This is a genomic window from Providencia sp. 2.29 (assembly GCF_015832305.1).
Classification (GTDB): Bacteria; Pseudomonadota; Gammaproteobacteria; order Enterobacterales; family Enterobacteriaceae; genus Providencia; species Providencia stuartii.
Window position 1 is genome coordinate 358167 of sequence record NZ_CP065420.1, and the last position, 24006, is coordinate 382172.

The window sequence follows — 24006 nt, forward strand, 5'->3', positions numbered from 1 at the left end:
GACAGGCTTATCTCAGAGCCAAAGGATTAATCATGGAACGCTTATTTTCTCCAACTGCATTTCAAGGGCAGGTCGTGCTAGTTACTGGTGGGGCTCAAGGTATTGGTTTAGCGATTGTTGAAGCCTTTGCTCAATTAGGGGCTTGCGTGATTATGGCTGATTTGCAGTTACAAAAGGCGCAAGCAGCCGCAGCTTCATTAGTAGCAAAAGGGTTTAACGTTCAGGCGGAAGGTTGTGACTGTGCAAAGCAGCAACAAATAACAGCTTTGGTTGCAAAAATAGATCGCGAATATCATCAATTAGATGTTGTTATCCATAATGCAGCTTATTTTCCGCTAACAGAATTTATGCAAATTGATGAGGCTTTATTACAACAGACACTGAGTGTTAATTTAATGGCGCCTTTTTATTTGGCTCAAGCTGCTCAACCGATTATGAAAAGGCAGGGAAGAGGGCGTATTTTAATCACCTCATCTGTCACTGGTCCTAAAGTCGCTTACCCAGGGCTTGCGCATTATGCCGCCTCTAAAGCGGGGGTTAATGGTTTTATTAAGTCAGCCGCATTGGAGTTGGCTCCTTTTGGGATAACGGTGAATGGCGTTGAGCCGGGGATGATACGAACACCTGCGATGGAAAACTTAGGGGATGAGCAATTGAATCAAAGGATTGCTCGTGCTGTACCACTAGGGCGTTTAGGGGAAGCAGAAGATATTGCTGCCGCTATGGTATTTTTAGCCTCACAAGCCGCGGGATATATGACAGGACAGACTATTGTCGTTGATGGCGGAGCATTACTTCCCGAAAGCGCATTGTCATCAGCGGATATAAAACAATAGAGGCGAGCTTGCTTATTCTCTGAGTCATCAATAATGGCGTCAACCTATTCGCCGATTCGATAAAACACTCTTCTTATTTTCTTTATCGCATGTTGCCATATAGATGCGATAAAGCTTATTTCTGTCTGTTATTTGAACAAAATACGCGTTATTACCTAATGAGATAAAAAATTTACATTACATATTAATGCGACTTGGCTCTCATAAATATGTAATAAAAATACGTTTTTTGGCTATTATTATGATGTTTTATTCGCTGAATCGTAGTAAGCATTGAAAAAAAATTACAGAAAAGCTTTTTTTCGCGTAAAAAATCAAGTAAAGTATAAGGCGTAGGGTACAGAGGTAAGATGTTCTATCTTTCAGACCTTTTACTTCACGTAATCGGATTTAGCTGAATATTAGCTGCTCCAGTCAAAATTTTGACTGGAGCATTTTTTTATCCAAAATTTGTGTAAAGTTATCGTGCTTGCCGTTGTGCGCCGAGTGACGCACAAGGATCGAAATGGATCAAATTGGCGTGCTATACCAGCTATCAAGTTTGAGACGCAATTTATCAATACCGATTTTTTTCAATGCTGAAAAATATTCGACTTCGACGTCTCCCCCTAATGGAGAGAGTGCTTGGCGGACTTCCATTAATTGTTTTTTGCGTGCGCCAGAAGCGAGTTTATCTGCCTTAGTCAAAAGGACTAATACAGGAATTTCCATCGCAATAGACCATTCAATCATTTGCATATCAAGGTCTTTTAGTGGATGGCGAATATCCATCAATACGACAAGACCTTTAATACACTCCCTTTTTTGTAGGTATTCACCAAGCGCTTTTTGCCATTTGCGTTTCATCTCTTCCGGCACTTCGGCATAGCCATAACCCGGTAAGTCGACAAGACGAATGCCTTCTTCCACTTCGAACAGGTTAATTAACTGTGTCCGTCCAGGCGTTTTACTGGTGCGAGCAAGGCTTTTTTGTTGTGTAAGCGCGTTTAGTGCGCTGGATTTACCTGCATTGGAGCGGCCTGCAAAGGCAACTTCTATACCCGTATCTTTTGGTAGATGACGGATATCGGGTGCACTGATGACAAATTTTGTCATATGGTAGTTATGGTTTTTGATTGTCATAGGTTGTTCTCCCTGAGTTGACCTTTTGAGGCTGAGGGATTATAGCGACTGGTGGCAGACAAACAAAGCCAAAATTGCGATAGAGCAGTAGCTGTTTGCTTTTGAAACAACGATTTTACGTACATATTGGGCGTCATCTGACTGTTTTTGATGATTACTCGCTTATCTGACGTAAATAAAGGTAAATCTTTAGCAATATATTCAGCTTAGCTCTAGAATTGGTGAATTGTACTCGTCATACTTCCAGTTGCAGCTTTGTTGGCTATGTCTATTCACATGAGTCACATATTTGCTTATGCGCTTAGCTGCACCTCGAACTATTTCGAGTATAATTAAGTCATTTAGCTATAGCGAAAGGGATCTTGAATGTTAAAACGAATTTTTGTGCCTTTACTGGCGGTCTGTGCTATCAGCGCATCTTCTCTAGCATTAGCTGCGGGTGAAACGTATGTTAAATTAGTCACCTCAGCAGGTAATATTGAATTAGAACTGAATAATAAAAAAGCACCTGTGACCACTGAGAACTTTCTACAATATGTGAATGAAGGTTATTACAACGGAACAACGTTTCACCGTGTTATTCCTGGTTTTATGATCCAGGGTGGCGGTTTTAACAAAGATCTTCAGCAAAAGCAGACTCGTGCTCCAATTAAAAATGAAGCAGATAACGGTTTGCGCAATTTACGTGGAACCATTTCTATGGCACGTACAGCGAATAAAGACAGTGCGACCAGCCAGTTTTTTATTAATGTCGCTGACAATGCTTTCTTAGATCACGGTCAACGTGATTTTGGTTACGCTGTTTTTGGTAAAGTGGTAAAAGGCATGGATGTAGTGGATAAAATCTCTAAAGTAAAAACAGAGAATGTTGGTCCATATCAAAATGTGCCTGTTGAACCAATATCAATTATTTCTGCGGAAGTCATTAAAAAGCCATAATAGATAGAGTGGGTAGGTCGCTAGTATTTACCCACTTATATTATTTTTCATGTATAAGGCTGTATCACTGTGAGTGCTATTTATGTAGTGATGTACTCACAGAGTATATTTCCTCATTAATTAGAATTTATTTTCTTTTTCTCTTCTCTTTTTTCATTCTTTTCTTCTTATTAACCTGCTAGTTATTTTTACATAAATTCAATTTTGTGATCTTGCTCACCGCGCGGTTTGAAAACGGTTTGTTTGACATTTTTTCTTTGTGTTTCGTTGTTAATAGATTTACTAACTTAAATATTGGCCTTTGCTAGGCATTTGCATGAAAAAATAAGTCAATCAATTGAAAGCGATGACTTTCGATTTGAATGGAATCGAAAGGTTTTTTGAGGTTTTTTGCTCTAAAAATGAACTTTAACAAGGATCACATTTTCGATTGGCTCACTCTGCTGTAATTCAGATATGTTGTTAGCATGGTCAATCGTGATAACAAGGTGATGTTTTTCGGAGTGATAAACATGAGTACAGATACCGTAAAAAGACGTGAATGCATCATGGATATGTTGTGCCAAGAAGGGAGTGTTCGTGTCGATGCTTTAAGCAAACAGTTTAATGTTTCTAGCGTCACTATTCGTAATGATTTACGTTATCTGGAAAAAAAGGGTTGTGCCTTACGCTCTTATGGCGGCGCAATGGTGAATCATAAATTTGCTTTTGATAGACCGTTACAAGTGAAAGGCCGCATGGATCGAGAAATTAAAACTCGTATTGCCAAAAAAGCGGCGGAATTTGTGAATGATGGGGATTCTCTCATCATTGATTCAGGCTCAACAACAGCAGAAATCGTTCCTTTTTTAAAACACCACCGTGATTTAGTCGTGATGACTAATGCTCTCAATATCGCATACGAACTGGCCGGTTTCGACAGCGTAGATGTTATGGTTCTTGGTGGACACGTACGCAAAAATTCTTATTCCCTTTATGGTCCTGCCGCCGAACAGCAGTTATCACAGTACCGTTTTGATACGTTGTTTCTTGGGGTAGATGGCTTTGATCTTGAAGCTGGGATCACCACACCGAATAGCGGAGAAGCGCATCTCAACCGTGTGATGTGTGATGTGGCACATCAAATTATCGCTGTAGCAGATGGTACTAAATTTGGGCGAAAGAGTTTTTGTTTAATACGCGAAGCTAGACTGATCCATCGTCTTATTACTGATAGCCGCATTCCACTTCATTATCGCCAAGCTTTAACGGCATTTGGTGTAGAAGTCATTGTTGTTGATGAATAAGGCATATCTATTTTAATTCTTAATTAAAAACGCAACGTTTTTAATCATATCTGAGTTATTTGGAGATATTATGCAGCCGCTATTACAGCTGATCCATCGCCATAAATCTGGCGAGGACGTTGGGGTTTACTCTGTCTGTTCCGCACACCCTTGGGTTCTAGAAAGTGCGATTCGTTTTGCTAAACAACGTAACTCTTCAGTATTAATTGAAGCCACTTCTAACCAAGTTAACCAGTTCGGTGGCTATACCGGTATGCTTCCTTGCGATTTTCGTGAAATGGTATGGAAAATTGCCGATCGATTGGCTTTCCCACGTGAAAAAGTGTGGTTAGGCGGCGATCATTTAGGCCCTAATGCATGGCAAAATCGTTGCGCTGATGAGGCGATGCAACTATCAGAAACACTCATTTATGATTATGTTGCGGCAGGCTTTCGTAAAATTCACCTTGATTGTTCAATGTCTTGTGCTGATGACCCTATTCCTTTGAGCGATGACGTTGTCGCTTCCCGTGCGGCAAGGCTATGCCAAGTGGCTGAACGTAGCTGGCAAGATCATGGTGGTGAAGCCCCTGTTTATGTTATTGGCACAGAAGTTCCTGTGCCGGGCGGTGCGAAAGAATCGATGGATGGATTACAAGTTACATCGCCCGAAGCTGCTAAAACCACATTGTCTATCCATAAAAATAAATGGCAAGAGCATGGGTTAGCCGATGTGTGGCCCCGAGTGATTGCCTTGGTTGTTCAGCCAGGGGTCGAATTTGATCATCACAATGTTGAACATTATCAACCTGAAAAAGCGAAAGCACTTAGCCAATTTATCGAATCAGTTCCCCATCTTGTTTATGAAGCACACTCTACCGATTACCAAGCACTAAAGGCGTATCGTCAGTTAGTCCGCGACCATTTTGCGATCTTAAAAGTTGGCCCTGCATTAACGTTTGCTTTACGTGAAGGGTTATTTGCACTCGATAAATTAGATCGTGAATGGAATGGTGAGCGTGATGCTGCCCATTTACACGCAACCCTCGAACAAATTATGAATGAGCAGCCAGAGCGTTGGAGCCCTTATTACAAAGGAAGTGCTCATCAGCAATACATCGACAGACAATATAGCTTAAGTGACCGTATTCGCTATTACTGGGCGGAGCCTGAAGTTGAAAAAGCAGTGGCGAAATTATTGGACAACTTACGGCAAAACCCAGTACCGATTTCGATGCTGAGCCAATACCTACCAGAGCAGGCCGAAGCCGTTAAAGTCGGTGACTTAGAGAATGACCCAAAAGCGTGGGTCATGGATAAGGTTCGAAGCGTATTACTTCAATATGCGTTGGCATGTGAATCACAGTCAAAAGGAGCGGTGGCATGAAGGAAATATTGTCATATTCACAATCATGGTTAGAGCAGCACGGCGCTCTGTTTACTGCACAAGAAATTACTCATCAGCCCCGCTTATGGCGTGAATTATATCGGGAGTTAGCGGCTAAATCGGAGCAATGGCAACCGTTTTTATTTGAACTGCTCGCCAAGCCGGATTTACAAATTGTGTTATGTGGTGCTGGGTCGTCTGCCTTTGCAGGGAAAGCCATGGCACCTTGGTTACGTGAATATTGTGGATTAGACGTACATGCGTATGCATCTACCGATATTGTACCAACACCTTGGCATTACCTCGATAAACATAAACCGACATTATTAGTTTCTTATGCTCGCTCGGGTAACAGTCCTGAAAGTGTTGGTGTCGTAGAGCTGGCAGATGAGCTACTCGACGATGTTTATCACCTTATGTTGACCTGTAATCCAGATGGCGCTTTGGCACGTTATGCGGAAGGGAAAAAGCATGTTTGCTCTTTAATCATGCCCGATGGTTCTCATGACAGCAGCTTTGCCATGACCTCAAGCTTTAGCTGTATGACATTAGCGACATTATTACTATTTGGTGTTCAAGATTTTACTCAAGCACGTAGTTATGTTGAAGAGATTGCCACACTTGCAGAAACCGGCATTCCACAATGGTTGCCGATGATCCAAGGCATGACAGGAAATGGTTTTAGTCGAATGGTTGTGCTTGGCTCAAGTTGTTTTACGGGGATTGCCGAAGAAGGGGCGCTGAAGATGTTAGAGCTCACATCGGGGAAAGTTGCAACGCGCTTTGATTCAACATTAGGGGTTCGCCATGGCCCTAAATTTATGATTGATAAAGAAACATTGGTAATAGTGATGTTATCAGCCGAGGAGTATTGCCGTCACTATGATATAGATTTGCTCAATGAGCTGAAACATGACCAGCGGGCAAAACACATTGTGGCATTGAGTAGTTTACCTTTAGAGCAGGCCGTCGTGCTTGATAGCCCACTCAATGATATTTGGTTGATATTTCCTTATCTCGTCTTTTTACAGCTTTTGTCATTTGAAGCTTCTCTCAATCATGGTTTATCACCGGATAACCCTTGTCCGACGGGGGAAGTGAATCGTGTTGTTAAAGGTGTTCAGCTATACCCATACAAATCAACAAAATAATAATAGGAGTGAGTATGTCTACCCCAAATATATTGATGACTCGTATCGATAATCGTTTGATCCATGGTCAAGTTGGCGTGACTTGGACAAATTCTCTTGGTGCTAATTTAGTGGTTGTTGCAAATGATGAAGCCGCCGTTGATCCCGTTGCTCAATCTTTGATGGATATGGTGGTTTCCGATGGTGTACAAACTCGCTATTTTACGCTGCAAAAAACCATTGATGTGATCCATAAGGCTGCGGATCGACAAAAGATTTTTATCGTTTGTAAAACGCCTCAAGATGTACTCACCCTAGTTCAAGGTGGAGTTCCTATCAAATTTGTCAATGTTGGCAATATGCACTTTATCGAAGGTAAAAAACAAATTCATAAAACGGTCTCTGTGGATGATAGCGATATTAATGCATTCCGCGAATTAGAAAAATTAGGGATCACTTGTGAAATTCGTCGTGTACCTGATGAGGCGGGGGAAGCCGTCTCTAAGCTAATTAGCTAAGGAGGTCAGTATGATGACTGACGCACTACTTATCGCTTTGATTGCTGGGATCGCGGGAGTCGATTTATTTAATGGTTTGACACACTTCCATCGACCTGTGGTTATTGGGCCTATTGTTGGATTGATTTTAGGTGATGTGCAAACGGGGTTATTAGTCGGAGGAACGCTAGAGCTGGTTTGGATGGGGATGGTGCCACTTGCTGGTGCTCAGCCACCCAATGTCGTGATTGGCGGTATTATTGGCACGACATTTGCCATCATGACACATGCGGATCCTAAAGTTGCTATCGGTATTGCTGTACCGTTTTCTATCGCGGTACAAGGCTGTATCACATTACTGTTCACACTCTATTCACCCATGATGCATAAATGCGACGAAATGGTGAAAAAGCTCAATTGGCGCGGTATTGAGATGGTGAACTATTTTGGGATCCTGATTCTGTTTTCTTTCTACTTTATTGTTGCTTTCTTACCCATCTACTTTGGTGCTGATGCCGCAAGCGCCATGGTACAAAAAGCACCTCAATGGCTATTGGATGGCTTAGCTGTGGCGGGGGGCATGATGCCTGCGATTGGTTTCTCACTACTGATGAAAATCATGATGAAAAAGACGTATGTTGCCTATTTTATTCTTGGTTTTATTTCAGTGACTTTCCTGAATATGCCCATTATTGCGGTCGCACTTGGCGCGTTTGCAATCGCACTGATTGATTTCTTCAACCGCACACGTAATGACAACAATGATAACGGCAGCTCACCTAAAGTTGCTCAGGAGATGAATGATGGCATTTAATGACAATGATGAAGCTCTGGCAGCAAAAGCGGAGCAACGAATGGCTCAAGCGATGGCAACTAGTCAGGTTGAGCGTGATGATTACCTTGATAGCGAACCTGCAACAGCACTGACTCACCGTGATATTAACGTTATGGCACTGCGTTCGCTATTACTACAAGCTTCTTTTAACTATGAACGTATGCAAGCTGGCGGTTGGCTTTATACCTTGATCCCAGCGTTACGTAAAATTCATAAAAAACCGGAAGATCTATCTAATTCTATGAAAATGCATATGGAATTTATCAATGTGCATCCATTTGATGTGACATTTTTATCCGGTTTAGTGCTAGCGATGGAGCGTAGCAAGGAGAAGATTTCCACCATTCGTGCAGTGAAAATAGCGTTAATGGGGCCGCTAGGCGGCATCGGCGATGCGTTGTTCTGGCTAACCTTATTGCCCATCTGTGCTGGTATTGGGGCATCACTCGCACTACAAGGCAGTTTATTTGGGCCGATTATTTTTCTGCTTATGTTCAATATCGTGCATTTCGCATTGCGTTTTGGACTGGCTCATTATGGTTATCGCGCGGGAACAAAAGCGATAACCATGCTAAAAGCACATACCAAAAATATCTCACATGCCGCTTCTATTGTTGGAATGACGGTTATCGGCGCCCTAGTTGCCTCTTATGTGCATCTTTCTACACCACTAATCATGACGGCTGGTGAAGCAAAAGTGGCTTTACAGACAGACGTTTTAGACAAACTGATGCCAAATTTATTGCCATTAAGCTTTACGTTACTTGTCTACTGGCTAATGAAAAAAGGTTTTTCACCTGTGAAATTAATTGGTGTCACCGTGGTATTTGGCGTGCTTGGTAAATTAGTTGGATTCTTATAAGAGGAATGGCAAATGTTAGGTGTCGTCATTACAGGCCATGGAGGTTTTGCGAGTGGCCTGTTACAAGCAGTACAACAGGTTATTGGCCCACAAGAACAATGTGTTGCGATAGATTTTCCTGAGGGAATGTGTACCGATTCGCTTCAACAAGCATTAAGAAAGGCAAGTCAGCAATGTGATCAAGGTGATGGTGTCGTTTTTTTAACAGATTTATTAGGTGGCTCACCATTTCGGCAAGCGTCATTGATGGCCTTGGAAAATCAAAACTACCAAGTTATCACTGGAACCAATATGCAAATGGTCGCAGAAATGATGCTGGAGAGGGATGGAATGTCAGTAACAGAATTCCGCGATATGGCATTGGAGTGTGGGCATCGGGGGTTAACCAGTTTGTGGCATGAGCAACAACGTGAAAAACAATCTGTTGCTCATGATGATGGCATTTAAGGAGAGCATATGTATTTAATTTCTAACCGTGAAATGTTGAAAAAAGCACAACGTAATGGTTATGCAGTTCCCGCTTTTAATGTACATAACCTTGAAACTGTTCAAGTTGTTGTCGAAACAGCAGCAGCAATGTCATCCCCTGTTATTTTAGCAGGAACACCGAGCACGTTTACTTATGCAGGATTGGAATACATGGTATCGATTTGTCGTGAAGCTGCACGAGTGAATCACTTACCGATTGCATTACATCTTGATCACCATGAGGAGTATGACGATATTTGCCGTAAAGTACGTGCCGGTATTCGTTCTGTGATGATTGATGGCTCTCACTTTGCTTTCGAACAGAATATCGAAGCCGTCAGTAGAGTCGTGAAATATTGCCAAAATTATGATGTCAGCGTTGAGGCGGAGTTAGGGCGATTAGGGGGGCAAGAGGACGATTTAGTCGTTGATAGCAAAGATAGCTTCTATACTGATCCTATGGCGGCGAAAGAGTATATCACGCGTACAGGTATTGATTCATTGGCCGTCGCGATAGGATCCGCCCATGGCTTATATCATGGTGAACCTCACCTTGATTTTGAGCGTTTAGCGGCGATTAAACAGCAAGTCGATATTCCTTTGGTCCTACACGGTGCTTCTGGTATCCCTGAAGAGATGATTAAACGAGCGATTTCACTTGGTGTGTGCAAAGTGAATGTGGCAACAGATTTAAAAATTGCTTTTGCGGATGCTGTCAAAGCGCATTTTGCTGAGCACCCAGACGCTAATGACCCTCGTAAATATATTACACCAGGTAAAGAGGCAATGCGTAAAGTCGTTGAAAGTAAAATCAATATTTGTGGCAGTGCAGGTATGATGTAAGTCGTGTTTACTGACGCATACAAGAGGCACTGATAGGATGTAAGATGATGAAATCAGATAAACAGATATATGTTCGTAGGGCATTATTGCCTTCTGGGTGGGCTGATAATGTTTTAGTCGTATTGAATGATAATGGGTGTATCCAACACGTTATCCCGAATACGCAGTCTGCTGAAGAGCTATTGCCATTCACATTATTGCCTGCACTTATTGATACCCACATTCATGGTAGTGCTGGTGCCGATGTGATGGATGCGACCCATGAATCGCTCAATAATATATCTCGTTTCTTAGCATCGAAAGGCGTTGGCGCATTTTTAGCAACAACAGTGACCGCCCAGCATAAAGATATTGAGCGGGCATTGGTTCAAGTGAAAGATAGCCAGAAGCAAGGGGTAGATGGCGCCGAAATTCTAGGAAGTTATCTTGAAGGGCCATTTTTTACGGCCCAACATAAAGGAGCTCACCCAGAAAGCTTATTGCACCAACCTGAGAAAGCCCTATTACAGCAATGGATATCACTTGCTGAAGGAAGTTTAAAATGTGTAGCTCTCGCACCCGAGCATCCAACCTCTCTTGAACTAATACCTTGGTTAAAATCACAAGGGATCCGTGTCATGCTTGGCCACTCCAGTGCGGATTATGCATTGACTCAGGATGGGCTAAATCAAGGTGCGGATGGGGTTGTTCATTGCTATAACGGCATGAATGGCCTACATCATCGTGAGCCAGGCATGGTCGGTGCAGCCTTAACCAACGACCAATGTCAGGTTGAATTAATCTGTGATGGTCATCATGTACATCCTGCCGCTATCAAAGTGGTTTACCGCTGCTGTGGGGAGCGGTTACTACTGATTACAGATGCGATGCGTGCTACTGGCATGCCTGATGGTGAATACTCTCTCGGTGAAATGACTGTGCAGATGAAAAAGGGGGTTGTCAGAACAGAAAGTGGTAGCCTCGCAGGGAGTACCTTAACCCTCGAACAAGGAGTGAAAACATTGCAGCAAGCTTGCGACATATCATTCGCACAAGCATGGTTACATGGCAGTTTATATCCAGCAAAAGCATTAGGTATTGCGGATCGTCTGGGATCAATCGCCCCCAACAAGCAAGCGAATTTAACGCTCTGTGATACAGCAGGCGAAATACAAGCAACCTTTGTAAACGGTAAGCGGGTTTTTCAACGATAAACAGATTTAGGGTATGAAACGCCATGCCCTAAGCGGTTGTCTTGCAATTGTATGAATAGATGTAGAATGGAACGTTGTTATTCTTATTAATTAAGAATAACTTGTTATCAGTATGTGAATATAATTCCATGATTTTTATATGGAAACTGGCTTCAGTAAATCAGATTACTTGATTTAAATAGGCTATTTTCCTGCTTCGGCTGTGTTATGATACCTGCCCCCGACTATTTTTTGCTATTTTTTAGTCAGAGTTCTGATTGCTAAGCGCAAAAAACTGTGTATGGGAATATAACATATAATGATAAAAATCAGTCGGATAGGCTACTATGCTTTTACTTATTGATAATTACGATTCATTTACTTATAACCTATATCAATACTTCTGTGAATTAGGGGCGGAAGTACTCGTTAAACGTAATGATGAAATTTCTATCGAAGAGATAGAGTTGTTAGCGCCTACACACCTAGTGATCTCACCAGGCCCTTGTACGCCTGATGAGGCAGGGATCTCTCTTGAAGCAATTAAATATTTTGCAGGGAAAATCCCTATCTTAGGCATTTGTCTTGGTCATCAAGCGATCGGTCAAGCCTTTGGTGCAACGGTTGTGAAGGCTAGAGAAGTGATGCATGGCAAAACATCGGCTATTCATCATAACCACCAAGGGGTATTTAAAGGTTTAAATCGGCCACTAACAGTTACACGTTATCATTCTCTCGTTATTGCCGCAGAAACATTACCAGCGTCTTTTGATGTCTCCGCATGGTCACTGAATAACGGTGACGTAGATGAAATTATGGGAATACGTCATAAAACTCTGCCAATTGAGGGGGTTCAGTTTCACCCAGAAAGTATTCTGAGTGAACAAGGCCATGAATTACTGAATAATTTTTTAAAATATTAGTTACTCACTGTATCTATAAAAAAATAAATTCATCCCCATCACTCGCTTTGCTATTGCTCTTTTGTGATTTTTTATTCATATTTAATGATTATATTTTCACTTAGGCATTGGATAAGGCAGGTGAGGGGTATGAAAGAACCACAAGCAGTAAATCGGCAAACTTATGATCAGGTTATTTTACCTATTTATTCTCCAGCGGAATTTATTCCTGTCCGTGGGGAAGGTAGCCGAGTTTGGGATCAGCAAGGTAAAGAATATATCGATTTTGCTGGTGGGATCGCGGTATTGGCATTAGGCCATTGTCATCCTGCATTAGTTGCTGCTGTTCGTGAGCAAAGTGAGAAACTATGGCATGTCAGTAATATTTTTACTAATGAGCCAACCTTAAGATTGGCACAGAAGCTGATCAATGCGACGTTTGCTGAGCGAGTGTTCTTCGCCAATTCAGGGGCGGAAGCTAATGAAGCTGCGTTTAAGTTAGCGCGCCATTATGCCATTACCAAGCACAGCCCATATAAAACCAAAATTATTGCGTTCAAACAAGCTTTCCACGGGCGTACTTTCTTTACGGTTTCAGTTGGAGGCCAAGCGAAATATGCGGATGGTTTTGGGCCGAAACCTGCTGATATTATTCATGTGCCATTTAATGATCTCGATGCCGTGAAAGCGGTGATAGATGAAAATACCTGTGCGGTGGTATTAGAGCCTGTTCAAGGGGAAGGTGGTGTGACTGCTGCCACGCAAGAGTTTATGCAAGGTGTGCGTAAGCTATGTGATGATAACAATGCATTACTGGTATTTGATGAAGTACAAAGTGGTATGGGGCGCACTGGGCAGTTATTCTCTTATATGCACTACGGCGTGACACCGGATATTCTGACTACAGCTAAGGCTTTAGGTGGCGGTTTCCCTATCAGTGCAATGTTAACAACCCATGAAATTGCGCAAGCTATGGGGTTGGGAACTCACGGTACCACTTATGGTGGTAACCCATTAGCCTGTGCGGTTGGTAATGCAGCATTTGATATTATCAATACAAAAGAGGTACTTGATGGTGTGACAAAGCGTCGCGAATTATTTGTTGCTCATTTGAATAAGCTGAATGAGAAATATAATATTTTTGCTGAAATTAGAGGTATGGGGCTATTAATTGGTGCAGAGCTTAAAGGGGAATTAAAAGATCGTTCGAAAGATATTTTACAAGCTTGTGCCAATGAAGGATTAATGATGCTTAATGCTGGCGCTAATGTATTACGTTTTACGCCATCGTTAATTATTTCGGAAGAAGAAATTAATAGTGGTATGTTGAAATTAGAAAAAGCGATTGAACGTATTCTGAAATAAATACATTTTTAACACTCAAAGAGGTTAATACCTCTTTGAGTCTTTTTGACCCTATAAATAATTTGGGGTATTTGCCTTTCATTAAAGGTGACCGTTTAGGCGGTCACCAAATACAATAATAAAACGGCTCATTGCCTGTTTCCCGTTTTGAATTGGCATACTCTACTTTTTAGAGGCCGATTCAATCGCTAAATAAATGGCTTTACGCACAGGATCATTAGAGCCTGATTGAGGGGGATTTTTTCATGCTCAAGGTGTTTAGTTAATTCCACATTTAATGTTGTTTCAACGGTCAGTTTAGTTAGCCGTCGAGTGAACTGATTGAGCCGCTTCTCGTTTAAATTCCGCCCTGAAGTTACGTCGAATTTGCTTTGTTATACATGTCACCTGTTAAGTTATGCAGTGTATAATAACAGCTCTATTTAGGTGGCCAAATTAACTATGCCACTACACATACATCTATTCCGAAGGTGAAAGCGGAATTAATTAATAAATAAAGAAAAAAGCGAAATATTTAAAGATACTAACCAAGGAAATAGACCGGATTATTTTTTAGGTGATAAAAATCGTCCAACGTTAATTAACGATAGAATGAAACTAAAGTAGAAAAAATCCTAGCAAATATGTATCGAATGGAAATATGGCTTCTGCTCATGCTGAAGTTGGTACTATTCGTAAGCATATGAAGATTATTACCGTTAGTCGAGATATGAATATGAGGGTGACAAAAGAGCCTGTATGTGGATATTGCCGCAATGGCAGATAAAGAAGGATTGAAATTATCAGTCAGCCGGATAATCAACGACTCGGCTTGGTGTGTGAGGGTAAAGTGACTGCCTGCCGTAAACCCGAGCTCATTCTGCCACTGACCACTAATAATCAGCTATGGGCGGGGGCGCAAGTACCCCATGGTATACTGTCTTGATTTTACCGCGTGTTCTTTAGCTGTTTGTGTTTTTACAGTACAATCACCTCGACTATAGACTTAAAAATCCTTAACTGTTCAATCAGTTACCAGTAGTTAATTTTATCTACTGAGATTTGATTTCACTTATTCAATAAATAACTTCATTGGCATGATTCAGCCAGCCCACACACTGGATGTCGGCAACAAGCGTTATATTTTTCGGGCTAAAAATCTAATTATCGCTGTCTCAATTAAGGAGCTGTGGACAAGTAATATTGGCACGTAGTTGAAAATGCCTTCCTGTAAATTTAGAAATACCGAGCCGTCGCAACTCGGTATCACAAATTAACAAGCAATTATGAAAACATGATTGCCTTAGCATGTTCAGTCATGTGGCTCCCTATATGATTTATTAAAAAATAAACAGCAAAGGTCAACATGCCTTAGCACTTTTTGTATTGATATTTTTTGTATGATTAATGCTAATTTCTTTCTTTGGCATTTTATCGATATTTGTTTTGCGCGGATCGGCAGTCGAAGGGGATAATGCCATTCCACTCAGGTCTCTTTTTACCTGCCCATTGATAATCACTCGCCCCTTGCCCTGAGAATGAGATGAAATAATGTCAGTAGCCTGATGAATGGAACGTTTTTTTCTAGGTTGATCTAATTCCTGAGTGATAGTCGGTATCTTGAGGGGAATTCGGCTTCCTTTTTGATGTGCGATTGGTTTTGGGGGCGTGAAATTTTTAATTATTGCCTCTTTCTCGGATTGAGTTTGTGCTTTTTTATCCATATACCATACTAAATCCAGCTCTGAGTAGTCAGTGCCAATAAGGCTTGCATTGAGTTCTAATTTTTTCAGGTGGATCATTGAATTCACCTTTAGTGATTCAGCAGAATAACTATTAGCATCTAAATTAGCAGCAACCCTCTCACATTTAGATCTCAACTGCTCAAGTTTTTGTCGAAGATCCGTTGTGGGTCTAGGTATATTTAGCGAATGAGCTGACTGGTTACCACTCATATTACAATCATGCTCTTTAATCGTATTTGTTGAATGCTTCGATTTTAATGAATAGTTCAATGGTAACGATAATGAGGGCAGAGAAGGGAGTTGACTCTCCTTTAGGATATTGGCGATATTCATTGCCGCATCGATTTTAGCTTGTCGCTCTTTAAATGCGTTGTCATCGAATTTTACTGGTGTAGGTAAGGTGATTGATATTGGCTTAATGCTATTTGTTTCGTTAAGAAACTTATATTTTGCCTCTAAATTATTTCTTTTTATCCGGCATGATTCAGAGATTGTCTCAGGGGTCATATTGCCACGCTTTAGCATCTCTGCATGAGCCGTGATTGTTTGGTTGATATATTTTAGGGATGGACGATGTTCACTTATTTTCATTTTAATAAAACCTTCAAATAATAGTATATTAATTATTCTAGATTTTATTTTTTAGTAGATATGAATAATATAAAATAACGATATTAATGCTATTTTCTGGTTTTTCGGTGATGTTGAAGCAAAAATGGCTCTATATCAAAGATATAAAGCCATTATGCAATCGCGGTCTTACCAAAGTGGTGAGACTAATATCGGTTAACGAGTACCGTACACGACAATCGTTTTACCGTGTGCGGAGATCAGATTTTGGTCTTCTAGCATTTTCAAAATGCGACCAACGGTTTCGCGTGAACAACCAACGATTTGGCCAATTTCTTGGCGAGTGATCTTAATTTGCATTCCATCTGGATGCGTCATCGCATCGGGCTGTTTCGCTAAATTAAGCAGAGTTTGTGCAATACGGCCTGTCACATCAAGGAAAGCAAGGTTACCGACTTTTTCTGAGGTGGTTTGCAGGCGACTTGCCATTTGCGCAGAAAGGCGCATAAGAATATCAGGATTGACCTGAATAAGTTGACGGAATTTTTTGTAAGAAATTTCAGCGACTTCGCAGGCACTTTTTGCTCTAACCCAAGCTGAACGTTCTTGTCCTTCTTCAAATAACCCTAGTTCACCAATGAAATCTCCCTGATTTAAATAGGAGAGGATCATTTCTTTGCCTTCTTCATCTTTGATTAAAACAGCCACTGAGCCTTTAACGATATAGTAAAGGGTTTCTGCTTTTTCACCCTGATGAATCAGAGTGCTCTTGGATGGATATTTATGAATATGGCAGTGTGACAAAAACCATTCAAGAGTAGGGTCTGTTTGTGGCTTGCCGAGAACCATTAGCGTTATCCTCTGTATGTTAATACAGCCATTCAGTTAATTGTAACGAGAACGGCTGGTTTTTAAAGTCACTAGCTTAGCATATTAATTCGCATTATAGAGCAAGTTAATACCAACACTATAATATTATCAATTGAAACCTTGAGTTTTGATCTTAACCCTATCAGGTGGAACTTTGTTTGTAACATATTCAACCGAGAAAGTCTTGCTTTTATCGGTTCAGCATCTTAAAGCAGCTATTTGATTGAAAGTATTTATGCAACAATGTTATCTTTTAGAAAATATTTTCCTAGGGGAATTAAATATGGAAGCAAGAGTTAAATGGGTTGAAGGTCTCTCATTTTTAGGAGAATCAGCATCAGGCCATCAAGTTATGATGGATGGCAATTCAGGTGATAAAGCTCCAAGTCCAATGGAAATGGTGTTAATGGCGGTTGGGGGGTGTAGTTCAGTGGATGTTGTGTCTATTCTACAAAAAGGCCGCCATGACGTAAAAGGTTGTGAAGTTAAATTAACCTCACAACGCCGCGATGAAGCTCCACGTTATTTTACCCATATCAACTTACATTTTATTGTAACTGGAACGGATTTAACGGAAAAAGCGGTTGAACGTGCAGTTCAACTTTCGGCTGAAAAATATTGCTCAGTCTCTTTAATGTTAGAAAAAGCGGTTAAAGTTACCCACAGTTTTGAAATCCAGAATCAATAATTTATTTATTAATTATATAATTTTTTTAATTCATGATGCTTATTTATTAAATAATAATAAGCATCATCGGCGCTTAATCGTGTTTCTGCTTTATTAATTTTTCAACGAGAGGTGTCATAATTAATTCCATGGCTAAGCCTAATTTACCGCCAGGAACAACAATGGTATTCATTGCTGATATAAATGAGCCGTTTAACATGGACAGTAAATATGGGAAGTCAATTTGTTCCAGCCCCCTAAAACGGATCACAATAAAACTTTCATCTTGTGAAGGGATCGCTTTCGCAGAAAATGGGTTTGATGTGTCGACAGTGGGGACGCGTTGGAAATTAATATGCGTACGTGAAAATTGCGGCGTAATATAGTTGATGTAATCCCCCATTGAACGAACGACGGAGTCCATGACGGCTTCACGTGAATGGCCGCGTTCGGTCGTATCGCGGATCAACTTTTGAATCCATTCAAGGTTAACAATTGGTACAACGCCCACCAATAAATCAACATGTTGTGCAACATCATTTTCTGGCGTCACCACCCCGCCATGCAAGCCTTCATAAAAAAGAATATCACTGTTCGCAGGCAGGGACTCCCATGGCGTAAATGTACCGGGTTGAAGCCCATACGGTACCGCTTCATCATAGGTATGCAGGTACTTACGCGATTTACCATTACCATGTAAGCCATACTCTAACAGTGTCTGCTCTAATAAGGCGAAGTCATTGGCTTCTGGACCAAAGTAGCTGATATGGCGGCCTTGCTCTCTCGCCTTGCGAATAGCCATGTCCATTTCAGGCCGAGTATAACGATGGAAACTATCACCTTCTAAGGTTGCGGCTTGAATATTTAATTGGTGGAATATTTTACGAAATGCCAGACTTGTTGAGGTGGTTCCAGCACCGCTAGAACCGGTAATTGCAATAATGGGGTGCTTTTTTGACATCGTGGACTCCCTGTGTTGCGTTACGTCCACGCTGTTTAAGCCATGAGCGAAACGGGGTTACGGGCGAAACTGATTTTTAGGCATAAAATTAACAGATTCGTGCAATTCTGACCAGACTAGCACAATTTCCCCAGAAACTAACAGCCGTTTCACATCATCCACTTTCTGCTGTAACGTCTTTTCATGCTCGCCGTAATCCGTTCCTTCACGGAGCACATAAGCTTCAATTAGGTTTTCCAAAGTTTCAGGTGCTAAATCTTTCCAAGGAATAATCATGATTGTTTATCCAAATACGGTGTTAGCCACTGTGGAATACGTTTCTCTAGCCACATTTCTGGCTTTCTTAAACTACCACTAACAAAACCAACATGCCCACCATGCTCTGTCATTTGGTATTCAATATTAGCAGGTAAACGTGAGATATCTGGCACGACTTCAGGTGCCATAAAAGGGTCATCTTTTGCGTGAATAATTAATGTTGGTTTTGTAATACGAGGCAGCCTTGGTAATGCACTGCATTTCTGGTAATAGTCGGTCGCATTCTCAAAACCATGAATTCTTGCGGTGATCACATCATCAAATTCACGAATACGTTTTAGCTGCTTTAATTGTAGCAAATTAAGCGGTAATGAACCCGGGTAGCGAACGAGTTTACGTGTTGCGTTACGCTTTAATCCATTAAGTAAATAGCGTTGGTAAAATTGAGAAAACCCTTTTTCCATACGGATTGAGCAAGGCTCTAGCATTAAAGGTGCGGAAACAACAACACCTGCATCAATATCGGCGTCATCACCATTTTCTGCTAAATAGCAGGCTAACATATTGCCACCAAGAGAATAACCAACAGCCGCTGTCGGAACATCCCCCCAAGTCTGCTTTAACCAATGCAAAAAGTAACGTGCATCACTGGTTTCGCCAGAGTGATAGATCCGTTTTTGGCGGTTAGGCTCGCCGCTGCAACCGCGAAAATGCATAATCACACCCAGCCATCCCTGCTTTTGGGCACTTTCAAGCATCCCATGCGCATAGGGGCTTTTAAAGTTACCTTCTAAGCCATGAAAGATGACTAAACGAGGTTTTTTGCTTGCCTGTTCGGGAGCTTCACTCCATGCAAGATCAATAAAGTCGCCATCAGGTAGCTCTAGCCGTTGCCAAATTGGTTTGATTTTCGGCGTTCTACGAAAAATTCTTGGCAATAATGTTTGAAGATGTGGATTTTTAGCCCAATTAATAGGGCGAAAGTTTTCTGACATAGCCTTAATTTAATTTAGTAATTCCCTTGTAGGGCACATAACATACTGTTATTTTTTTATGATGCAAGTATGCTCAATTTTTGAGGATTGATTATAAATGAGTCTAGGGCTGGTTTTTTCTCTTTTTACATTTCTATTCATTGCAGCAATAACACCTGGCCCTAATAACATGCTATTAACATCAAGCACGGCAAATTATGGGTTTCGTCGCAGTATTCCCTTATTATTAGGGATTATGTTAGGCATGCAATCAATACTTTACCTCTCCGCTTTCGGTGTTGCAGCGCTTTTATTGCTTTATCCTGCTTTGCATGTGGCGATGAAAATCGCGGGTAGTACGTACCTATTGTGGTTAGCATGGAAAACCGCTACGGCTCGTTATTCGCCACTAAAAACAGAAACGACAGCAACAAAAAATATCAAATGGTATCAAGGTGGTTTGTTACAATTTTTAAATCCTAAAGCATGGATGATGGGGTTAGGTGCTGTGGGGAGCTATAGTCTACCCGGAGAACTGTTTGTGCAATCCATTATCATCATGAGTATTGCGGTGGTTACCGTTAATTTTGTGGCAGGGCTAATCTGGATGGCGGGCGGAGCATTGATCGGCCATTTTCTAAAAAGTCGCAGAGCGTGGTTTATTTTTAACTTAGTGATGGGGCTATTAACCGCGGCGTGTGTGCCATTAATTTGGCTCGAATAAAAAAGGGGGGATAGATAACCCCCCCATTGCATTGATTGGCTTTATGTTAAATCGATATTTTTGCTGCCAAATAAGTAAGTGAAAATAAATCCACACACATAAGCAACAGCAATACCACCAACATACACAGCCATTCCTGCAAATACGCCTTGGGCTGATGTCATTAGCGGAATGGCGACAAGACCCGATGGCCCGAATACGGTATTAAGCCCGACAGGTAACCCCATCCAAGCGATTAGCCCAATGAAGAAACCACCCGCAGCACCCCCCAAGCAAGCCGTTACAAAAGGTTTTACTCGAGGCAAGGTGACACCATAAATCAGCGGTTCGCCGATACCGAGGAAACCCGGAATGATAGCGCCACGAATTTGATTACGTAAGATAGAGCCTTTCTTCGCTTTCGCATAGAGCGCTAATGCTGCACCGACTTGTCCTGCCCCCGCCATTGCTAAAATAGGGAATAGGGAGTTGAAGCCTTGTGCATCCACTAGGGCAAAGTAGACGGGAACAAACCCTTGGTGTACACCAAACATCACCGCAATCAAGAATAAACCCGCTAATATTGCCGTTCCGAAAGGATTACCGTTTAAGTGCATAAACAGCCATGACATGCCATTAAATAACCAGCTTCCTAGTGGCATAATGACAACATAAGCGGCAGCACCAACAATAAGCAACGTGATGGTTGATGTTAAAATCATATCGAGGTTAGAAGGAATGATTTTACGGACTTGTTTTTCAACCGATGCACCGAAAATACAAGCGATTAACACGCCAATAATGCTACCACGCGGGTCGATATCCCAACCAAAGAAGTTGGTCATTCCAGAAAAGACCCCTGAAGTGGCATTTGGGTCATAACCAAGGACGAATAGTGCAGCGATGATAGCACCATTGACGCCACTTCCACCGAATGCTTTTTGCGCGTTATAACCAATCAGAATGCTTAAAAAGCTAAATAGCCCCTTACTAAACACTGACATATACAGGATCAGATGAACTGCGAATGTCTGTTGTTCAGGCGACTTCGGTAAACCCCCAGGGTAAAGGGTTTGAGTTGCTAACGTAGCAAAACCGAGTAATAAGCCTGCTGCAATAAAGCCCGGAATAAGAGGGGTAAAAATGGTCGCAAACTTAGATAAAAAACGATGAATTGCACTTGTTTGCTTTTGCTTCATTTGCTGTTTATTGGATGAAGCGAGGGCATTTAAGTTATTTTCTAATGATGTATCGATGTTAGAAAAGAAACCAGATTCATCGCTTTCTAAGAGCTGATTCATGAGATCAGAGGCGGTTTGTGCTTTGCCGGGGCCGAGTACAATCTGCAATTGATCTTCACTTTCAATCACACCAAGAACGCCGGGGATCTGTTTAATTGCTGTTTTATCGACAAGTTGGTCATTGTTGAGGGTCAAACGTAAACGTGTCATACAGTTTCCTGCATGACGAATATTTTCACTACCCCCGACATTTTGCAGGATTGCCTGCATCATTTCTTTTGTTATTTTAGCCATGCCATTTACCCTATCAGTTCCCGTGTATTAAACGGACTTTGCGACATTAAGAGCTGTACGAATAAAACCTTGGTTGTCCGATAGCAATTGACGCGCTTCCTGAGCATCAAGCCCAGATAAGATCATCAAAATTGCAGTTTTACAGTGTCTTTGGCATTGTTGTAGTGCTAGCTCCGCAGTTTGCCTGTCACACTCAGTTGCCTCCATGACAATTTTGACTTGTCTCTCAACCAATTTGGCATTGGTTGCCTCGACATCCACCATTAAATTACCGAAAACCTTTCCGATACGGATCATGGCGCCAGTCGTGATCATATTGAGCACCAGTTTTTGTGCAGTACCTGCTTTCATACGTGAAGAGCCAGTCACGACTTCAGGCCCGACAATAGGGGTGATGGCGATATCGGCAGCATTTGCGACAGGGCTATTCGGATTACAGCTGATTGAAGCGGTAACTGCGCCGACCTTGCGCGCATAAGCCAGTGCCCCGAGTACATAAGGTGTACGCCCACTTGCCGCGATACCCACTAAAACATCTTTATCATTAAATTGGATATTAAGCAGGTCTTGCTCACCCAGCTCTGGCTTATCTTCGGCATTTTCCACAGCGCGAAAAATAGCTTGGTGGCCGCCAGCGATTAAGCCGACCACCTGTTCATGAGGTGTACCGTAGGTAGGAGGGCATTCACTGGCATCTAAAATTCCTAAACGGCCAGAAGTGCCAGCACCAACATAAATTAAGCGGCCACCATTAAGAAATGCTTGGGCCACCTTATCGACAAGTTGGGCAACTTGCGGCAGGACTTTCTCAACCGCTAAAGGCACTTGCTTGTCTTCGTTATTAATGACTTGCAACATATCGATGGTCGACAGTTGATCGATATTGGTGCTCGCGGCGTTACGGCTTTCAGTTACCATTCTGCTTAAGTCAATGGTCATAATAAATTACTCCTACCTCAGTTAATGAGGCGATATTAAGGAATTATTTATTCCAGTGATGTGATAATGATCACGGCGTTCTCTATTCTGAATTGCCAATATGAAAGAATATTTTCGGATAATTTAGATTGCTTAAATAAATTACTTATTGAATTTAAAGGATTAAAACTAAGTAATGAAGTTATTCTAATAGGAATAATTTATTTTTTATTATATTCAACAAATAAGGAATTAAGGATGACTTTACTGGATACCATCACTTGTTTGCTGCCAAGACTTGCGGAAAACCAACGTAGGATCGCTCAGTTTATTCTTGAGAAGCCAGAGCGTGTACTGAGCTTATCGTCACAGCAGTTAGCGGAAACATTAAATGTGAGCCAATCCGCTGTGGTGAAATTTAGCCAAAAAGTCGGTGTCAAAGGGTATCCAGCATTGAAGTTAGCGTTAAGTGAGATCATCGGACGGCAGCAATTTGATGAGGCCAATCCGCATACGGCGTTGCATAACCGTATCACGCAAAATGATAACTTGATGGTAGTTGCACAAAAATTAGCATTAGAAAAAAATTATTCGATTACTGAAACAACTCGCCATATCGATTTCAAACTGTTTGAAAAAATTGTGGATGCCATTGATAAATCCCAGCGTGTACAAATTGTTGGCATTGGCGGCTCGGGGTTAACCGCGAAGGATTTAAGCTATAAATTACAAAAGATAGGCATTACCACATTGGTGGAATCCGATCATCATGTGCAAATTGCTGCAGCGTTGACATTGACCCCACAAGATACACAGATTGTCATTTCTTTTACGGGCAAACGTAAAGACATGCTGACCGCCGCGAGTATTGCACGTAAGCAAGGCGCGAATGTGATTGCAATCACCCGTAGCCGGCTGTCACCGCTTGCTCAATTAGCTGATTATGTGCTTGAGAGTATCGCGGAAGAAAATGAATGGCGCAGTTCATCGATTTCCTCACGCACGGCACAAAATACCTTAACCGATCTGCTGTTTATGGCGCTATTACAAAAACGTGAAGCACGGGCGAAAATGTTGGTGATGAATGCGCGAGTCATGATCAACAGGCTAGATGAATAAAAATAAAGCTGTTTTTTATCAATTAGTAATCCGCTTGTTTTTGCAAAAAGTACCTATTTGCGTTAAGACTAATGTAGTGAGTGA

The 24006-nt window shown here is 41.6% G+C and carries 26 protein-coding genes and 2 pseudogenes; 19 read left to right on the forward strand and 9 right to left on the reverse strand.

Translation table 11 applies throughout. The features are described from left to right. Window positions 1-32: 32 nt before the first annotated feature. Together I3B46_RS01515 and I3B46_RS22610 are read left to right on the forward strand one after the other, a co-directional pair. Window positions 33-836 (forward strand): SDR family oxidoreductase, encoded by an 804-nt coding sequence (locus I3B46_RS01515; RefSeq protein WP_004923813.1) that lies wholly within the window; start codon window positions 33-35, stop codon window positions 834-836. A gap of 350 nt (window positions 837-1186) precedes the next feature. Further along, entirely contained in the window at window positions 1187-1234 is a 48-nt protein-coding gene (locus tag I3B46_RS22610; RefSeq protein ID WP_438361642.1) for a hypothetical protein, read from the forward strand. Between the two features lie 112 nt (window positions 1235-1346). Here the strand turns inward: I3B46_RS22610 and yihA are convergent, their stop codons facing one another. Further along, window positions 1347-1958: a ribosome biogenesis GTP-binding protein YihA/YsxC gene (gene yihA / locus I3B46_RS01520; protein ID WP_004923816.1), complete on the reverse strand. Its 612-nt coding sequence runs from the start codon at window positions 1956-1958 to the stop codon at window positions 1347-1349. A 366-nt stretch (window positions 1959-2324) separates the two neighbouring features. Here yihA and ppiA point away from each other — a divergent pair, with 366 nt between their 5' ends. The 12 genes from ppiA to argD all read left to right on the forward strand — a co-directional run bounded on the left by ppiA (window position 2325) and on the right by argD (window position 13623). Further along, window positions 2325-2897: a peptidylprolyl isomerase A gene (gene ppiA, locus I3B46_RS01525; RefSeq protein ID WP_014656974.1), complete on the forward strand. Its 573-nt coding sequence runs from the start codon at window positions 2325-2327 to the stop codon at window positions 2895-2897. A 512-nt stretch (window positions 2898-3409) separates the two neighbouring features. Next, the gene (gene agaR, locus I3B46_RS01530) at window positions 3410-4183 is read left to right on the forward strand and encodes a transcriptional repressor AgaR (RefSeq protein ID WP_014656973.1); all 774 of its coding nucleotides are present in this window, start codon (window positions 3410-3412) and stop codon (window positions 4181-4183) included. A gap of 70 nt (window positions 4184-4253) precedes the next feature. Continuing rightward, entirely contained in the window at window positions 4254-5549 is a 1296-nt protein-coding gene (locus I3B46_RS01535) for a D-tagatose-bisphosphate aldolase, class II, non-catalytic subunit (RefSeq protein ID WP_004923825.1), read from the forward strand. Next, window positions 5546-6700, forward strand: a complete 1155-nt coding sequence (locus tag I3B46_RS01540) for an SIS domain-containing protein (protein WP_104873047.1) — start codon at window positions 5546-5548, stop codon at window positions 6698-6700. Before I3B46_RS01535 ends, I3B46_RS01540 begins: the two co-directional genes overlap by 4 nt. Before the next feature lie 14 nt (window positions 6701-6714). Beyond that, the gene (gene agaV / locus I3B46_RS01545) at window positions 6715-7197 is read left to right on the forward strand and encodes a PTS N-acetylgalactosamine transporter subunit IIB (protein WP_014656972.1); all 483 of its coding nucleotides are present in this window, start codon (window positions 6715-6717) and stop codon (window positions 7195-7197) included. Window positions 7198-7207: 10 nt separating this feature from the next. Further along, window positions 7208-7990 carry a PTS N-acetylgalactosamine transporter subunit IIC gene (agaW, locus tag I3B46_RS01550; RefSeq protein ID WP_004923830.1) on the forward strand — a complete coding sequence of 261 codons (783 nt, stop codon included), beginning with the start codon at window positions 7208-7210 and terminating at the stop codon, window positions 7988-7990. After that, a complete protein-coding gene (locus tag I3B46_RS01555; RefSeq protein WP_014656970.1) occupies window positions 7980-8873 on the forward strand; it encodes a PTS system mannose/fructose/sorbose family transporter subunit IID in 894 nt (297 codons plus the stop codon). Before agaW ends, I3B46_RS01555 begins: the two co-directional genes overlap by 11 nt. Window positions 8874-8885: 12 nt before the next feature. Then, window positions 8886-9320, forward strand: a complete 435-nt coding sequence (agaF, locus tag I3B46_RS01560; RefSeq protein ID WP_004923836.1) for a PTS galactosamine/N-acetylgalactosamine transporter subunit IIA — start codon at window positions 8886-8888, stop codon at window positions 9318-9320. A gap of 9 nt (window positions 9321-9329) precedes the next feature. Then, window positions 9330-10184 carry a tagatose bisphosphate family class II aldolase gene (locus tag I3B46_RS01565; RefSeq protein WP_014656969.1) on the forward strand — a complete coding sequence of 285 codons (855 nt, stop codon included), beginning with the start codon at window positions 9330-9332 and terminating at the stop codon, window positions 10182-10184. 44 nt (window positions 10185-10228) lie between these two features. Continuing rightward, complete coding sequence (gene nagA / locus I3B46_RS01570) at window positions 10229-11377, forward strand: N-acetylglucosamine-6-phosphate deacetylase (RefSeq protein ID WP_004923842.1); 1149 nt, start codon at window positions 10229-10231, stop codon at window positions 11375-11377. A 326-nt stretch (window positions 11378-11703) separates the two neighbouring features. Next, window positions 11704-12279: an aminodeoxychorismate synthase component II gene (locus I3B46_RS01575; RefSeq protein WP_004923848.1), complete on the forward strand. Its 576-nt coding sequence runs from the start codon at window positions 11704-11706 to the stop codon at window positions 12277-12279. Window positions 12280-12408: 129 nt separating this feature from the next. Further along, a complete protein-coding gene (gene argD, locus I3B46_RS01580) occupies window positions 12409-13623 on the forward strand; it encodes a bifunctional acetylornithine/succinyldiaminopimelate transaminase (protein ID WP_042117047.1) in 1215 nt (404 codons plus the stop codon). 81 nt (window positions 13624-13704) lie between these two features. On the opposite strand, the pseudogene I3B46_RS01585 reads toward argD, so the two are convergent. Continuing rightward, a pseudogene (locus tag I3B46_RS01585) lies at window positions 13705-13845 on the reverse strand (IS256 family transposase); the annotation flags it as partial. A 418-nt stretch (window positions 13846-14263) separates the two neighbouring features. On the opposite strand from I3B46_RS01585, the gene I3B46_RS22615 reads away from it, so the two are divergent. Then, window positions 14264-14389: a cytidine deaminase-like fold-containing protein gene (locus tag I3B46_RS22615; RefSeq protein WP_419177201.1), complete on the forward strand. Its 126-nt coding sequence runs from the start codon at window positions 14264-14266 to the stop codon at window positions 14387-14389. A 414-nt stretch (window positions 14390-14803) separates the two neighbouring features. Further along, window positions 14804-14938: pseudogene (locus I3B46_RS01590) on the forward strand (IS5/IS1182 family transposase); the annotation flags it as partial. 25 nt (window positions 14939-14963) lie between these two features. Here I3B46_RS01590 and I3B46_RS01595 read toward each other — a convergent pair. Continuing rightward, a complete protein-coding gene (locus tag I3B46_RS01595; protein ID WP_104873046.1) occupies window positions 14964-15938 on the reverse strand; it encodes a hypothetical protein in 975 nt (324 codons plus the stop codon). A 195-nt stretch (window positions 15939-16133) separates the two neighbouring features. Beyond that, on the reverse strand, window positions 16134-16766 hold the full coding sequence (gene crp / locus I3B46_RS01600; RefSeq protein WP_004923862.1) for a cAMP-activated global transcriptional regulator CRP: 633 nt from the start codon (window positions 16764-16766) through the stop codon (window positions 16134-16136). 304 nt (window positions 16767-17070) lie between these two features. Between crp and I3B46_RS01605 the strand changes: the two genes are divergently transcribed. Next, entirely contained in the window at window positions 17071-17475 is a 405-nt protein-coding gene (locus tag I3B46_RS01605; RefSeq protein ID WP_014656965.1) for an OsmC family protein, read from the forward strand. Between the two features lie 73 nt (window positions 17476-17548). On the opposite strand, the gene I3B46_RS01610 is transcribed toward I3B46_RS01605, so the two are convergent. The 3 genes from I3B46_RS01610 to I3B46_RS01620 are packed head-to-tail and all read right to left on the reverse strand — an operon-like array spanning window position 17549 to window position 19668. Then, window positions 17549-18415 carry a phosphoribulokinase gene (locus I3B46_RS01610; protein WP_004923866.1) on the reverse strand — a complete coding sequence of 289 codons (867 nt, stop codon included), beginning with the start codon at window positions 18413-18415 and terminating at the stop codon, window positions 17549-17551. A 57-nt stretch (window positions 18416-18472) separates the two neighbouring features. Further along, window positions 18473-18691 carry a YheU family protein gene (locus I3B46_RS01615; protein WP_004923869.1) on the reverse strand — a complete coding sequence of 73 codons (219 nt, stop codon included), beginning with the start codon at window positions 18689-18691 and terminating at the stop codon, window positions 18473-18475. Further along, a complete protein-coding gene (locus I3B46_RS01620; RefSeq protein ID WP_004923872.1) occupies window positions 18688-19668 on the reverse strand; it encodes a hydrolase in 981 nt (326 codons plus the stop codon). The genes I3B46_RS01615 and I3B46_RS01620 overlap by 4 nt, the downstream gene beginning before the upstream one ends. Before the next feature lie 97 nt (window positions 19669-19765). On the opposite strand from I3B46_RS01620, the gene I3B46_RS01625 reads away from it, so the two are divergent. Continuing rightward, the gene (locus tag I3B46_RS01625; RefSeq protein WP_004923874.1) at window positions 19766-20371 is read left to right on the forward strand and encodes a LysE family translocator; all 606 of its coding nucleotides are present in this window, start codon (window positions 19766-19768) and stop codon (window positions 20369-20371) included. A gap of 41 nt (window positions 20372-20412) precedes the next feature. Here the strand turns inward: I3B46_RS01625 and murP are convergent, their stop codons facing one another. Continuing rightward, window positions 20413-21885 carry a PTS N-acetylmuramic acid transporter subunit IIBC gene (murP, locus tag I3B46_RS01630; RefSeq protein ID WP_004923877.1) on the reverse strand — a complete coding sequence of 491 codons (1473 nt, stop codon included), beginning with the start codon at window positions 21883-21885 and terminating at the stop codon, window positions 20413-20415. A gap of 27 nt (window positions 21886-21912) precedes the next feature. Beyond that, window positions 21913-22824, reverse strand: coding sequence for an N-acetylmuramic acid 6-phosphate etherase (gene murQ, locus I3B46_RS01635; RefSeq protein WP_040132705.1), 912 nt, complete (start codon window positions 22822-22824; stop codon window positions 21913-21915). Window positions 22825-23061: 237 nt separating this feature from the next. Here murQ and I3B46_RS01640 point away from each other — a divergent pair, with 237 nt between their 5' ends. Continuing rightward, window positions 23062-23922, forward strand: a complete 861-nt coding sequence (locus I3B46_RS01640) for a MurR/RpiR family transcriptional regulator (RefSeq protein ID WP_014656964.1) — start codon at window positions 23062-23064, stop codon at window positions 23920-23922. Window positions 23923-24006 lie beyond the last annotated feature (84 nt).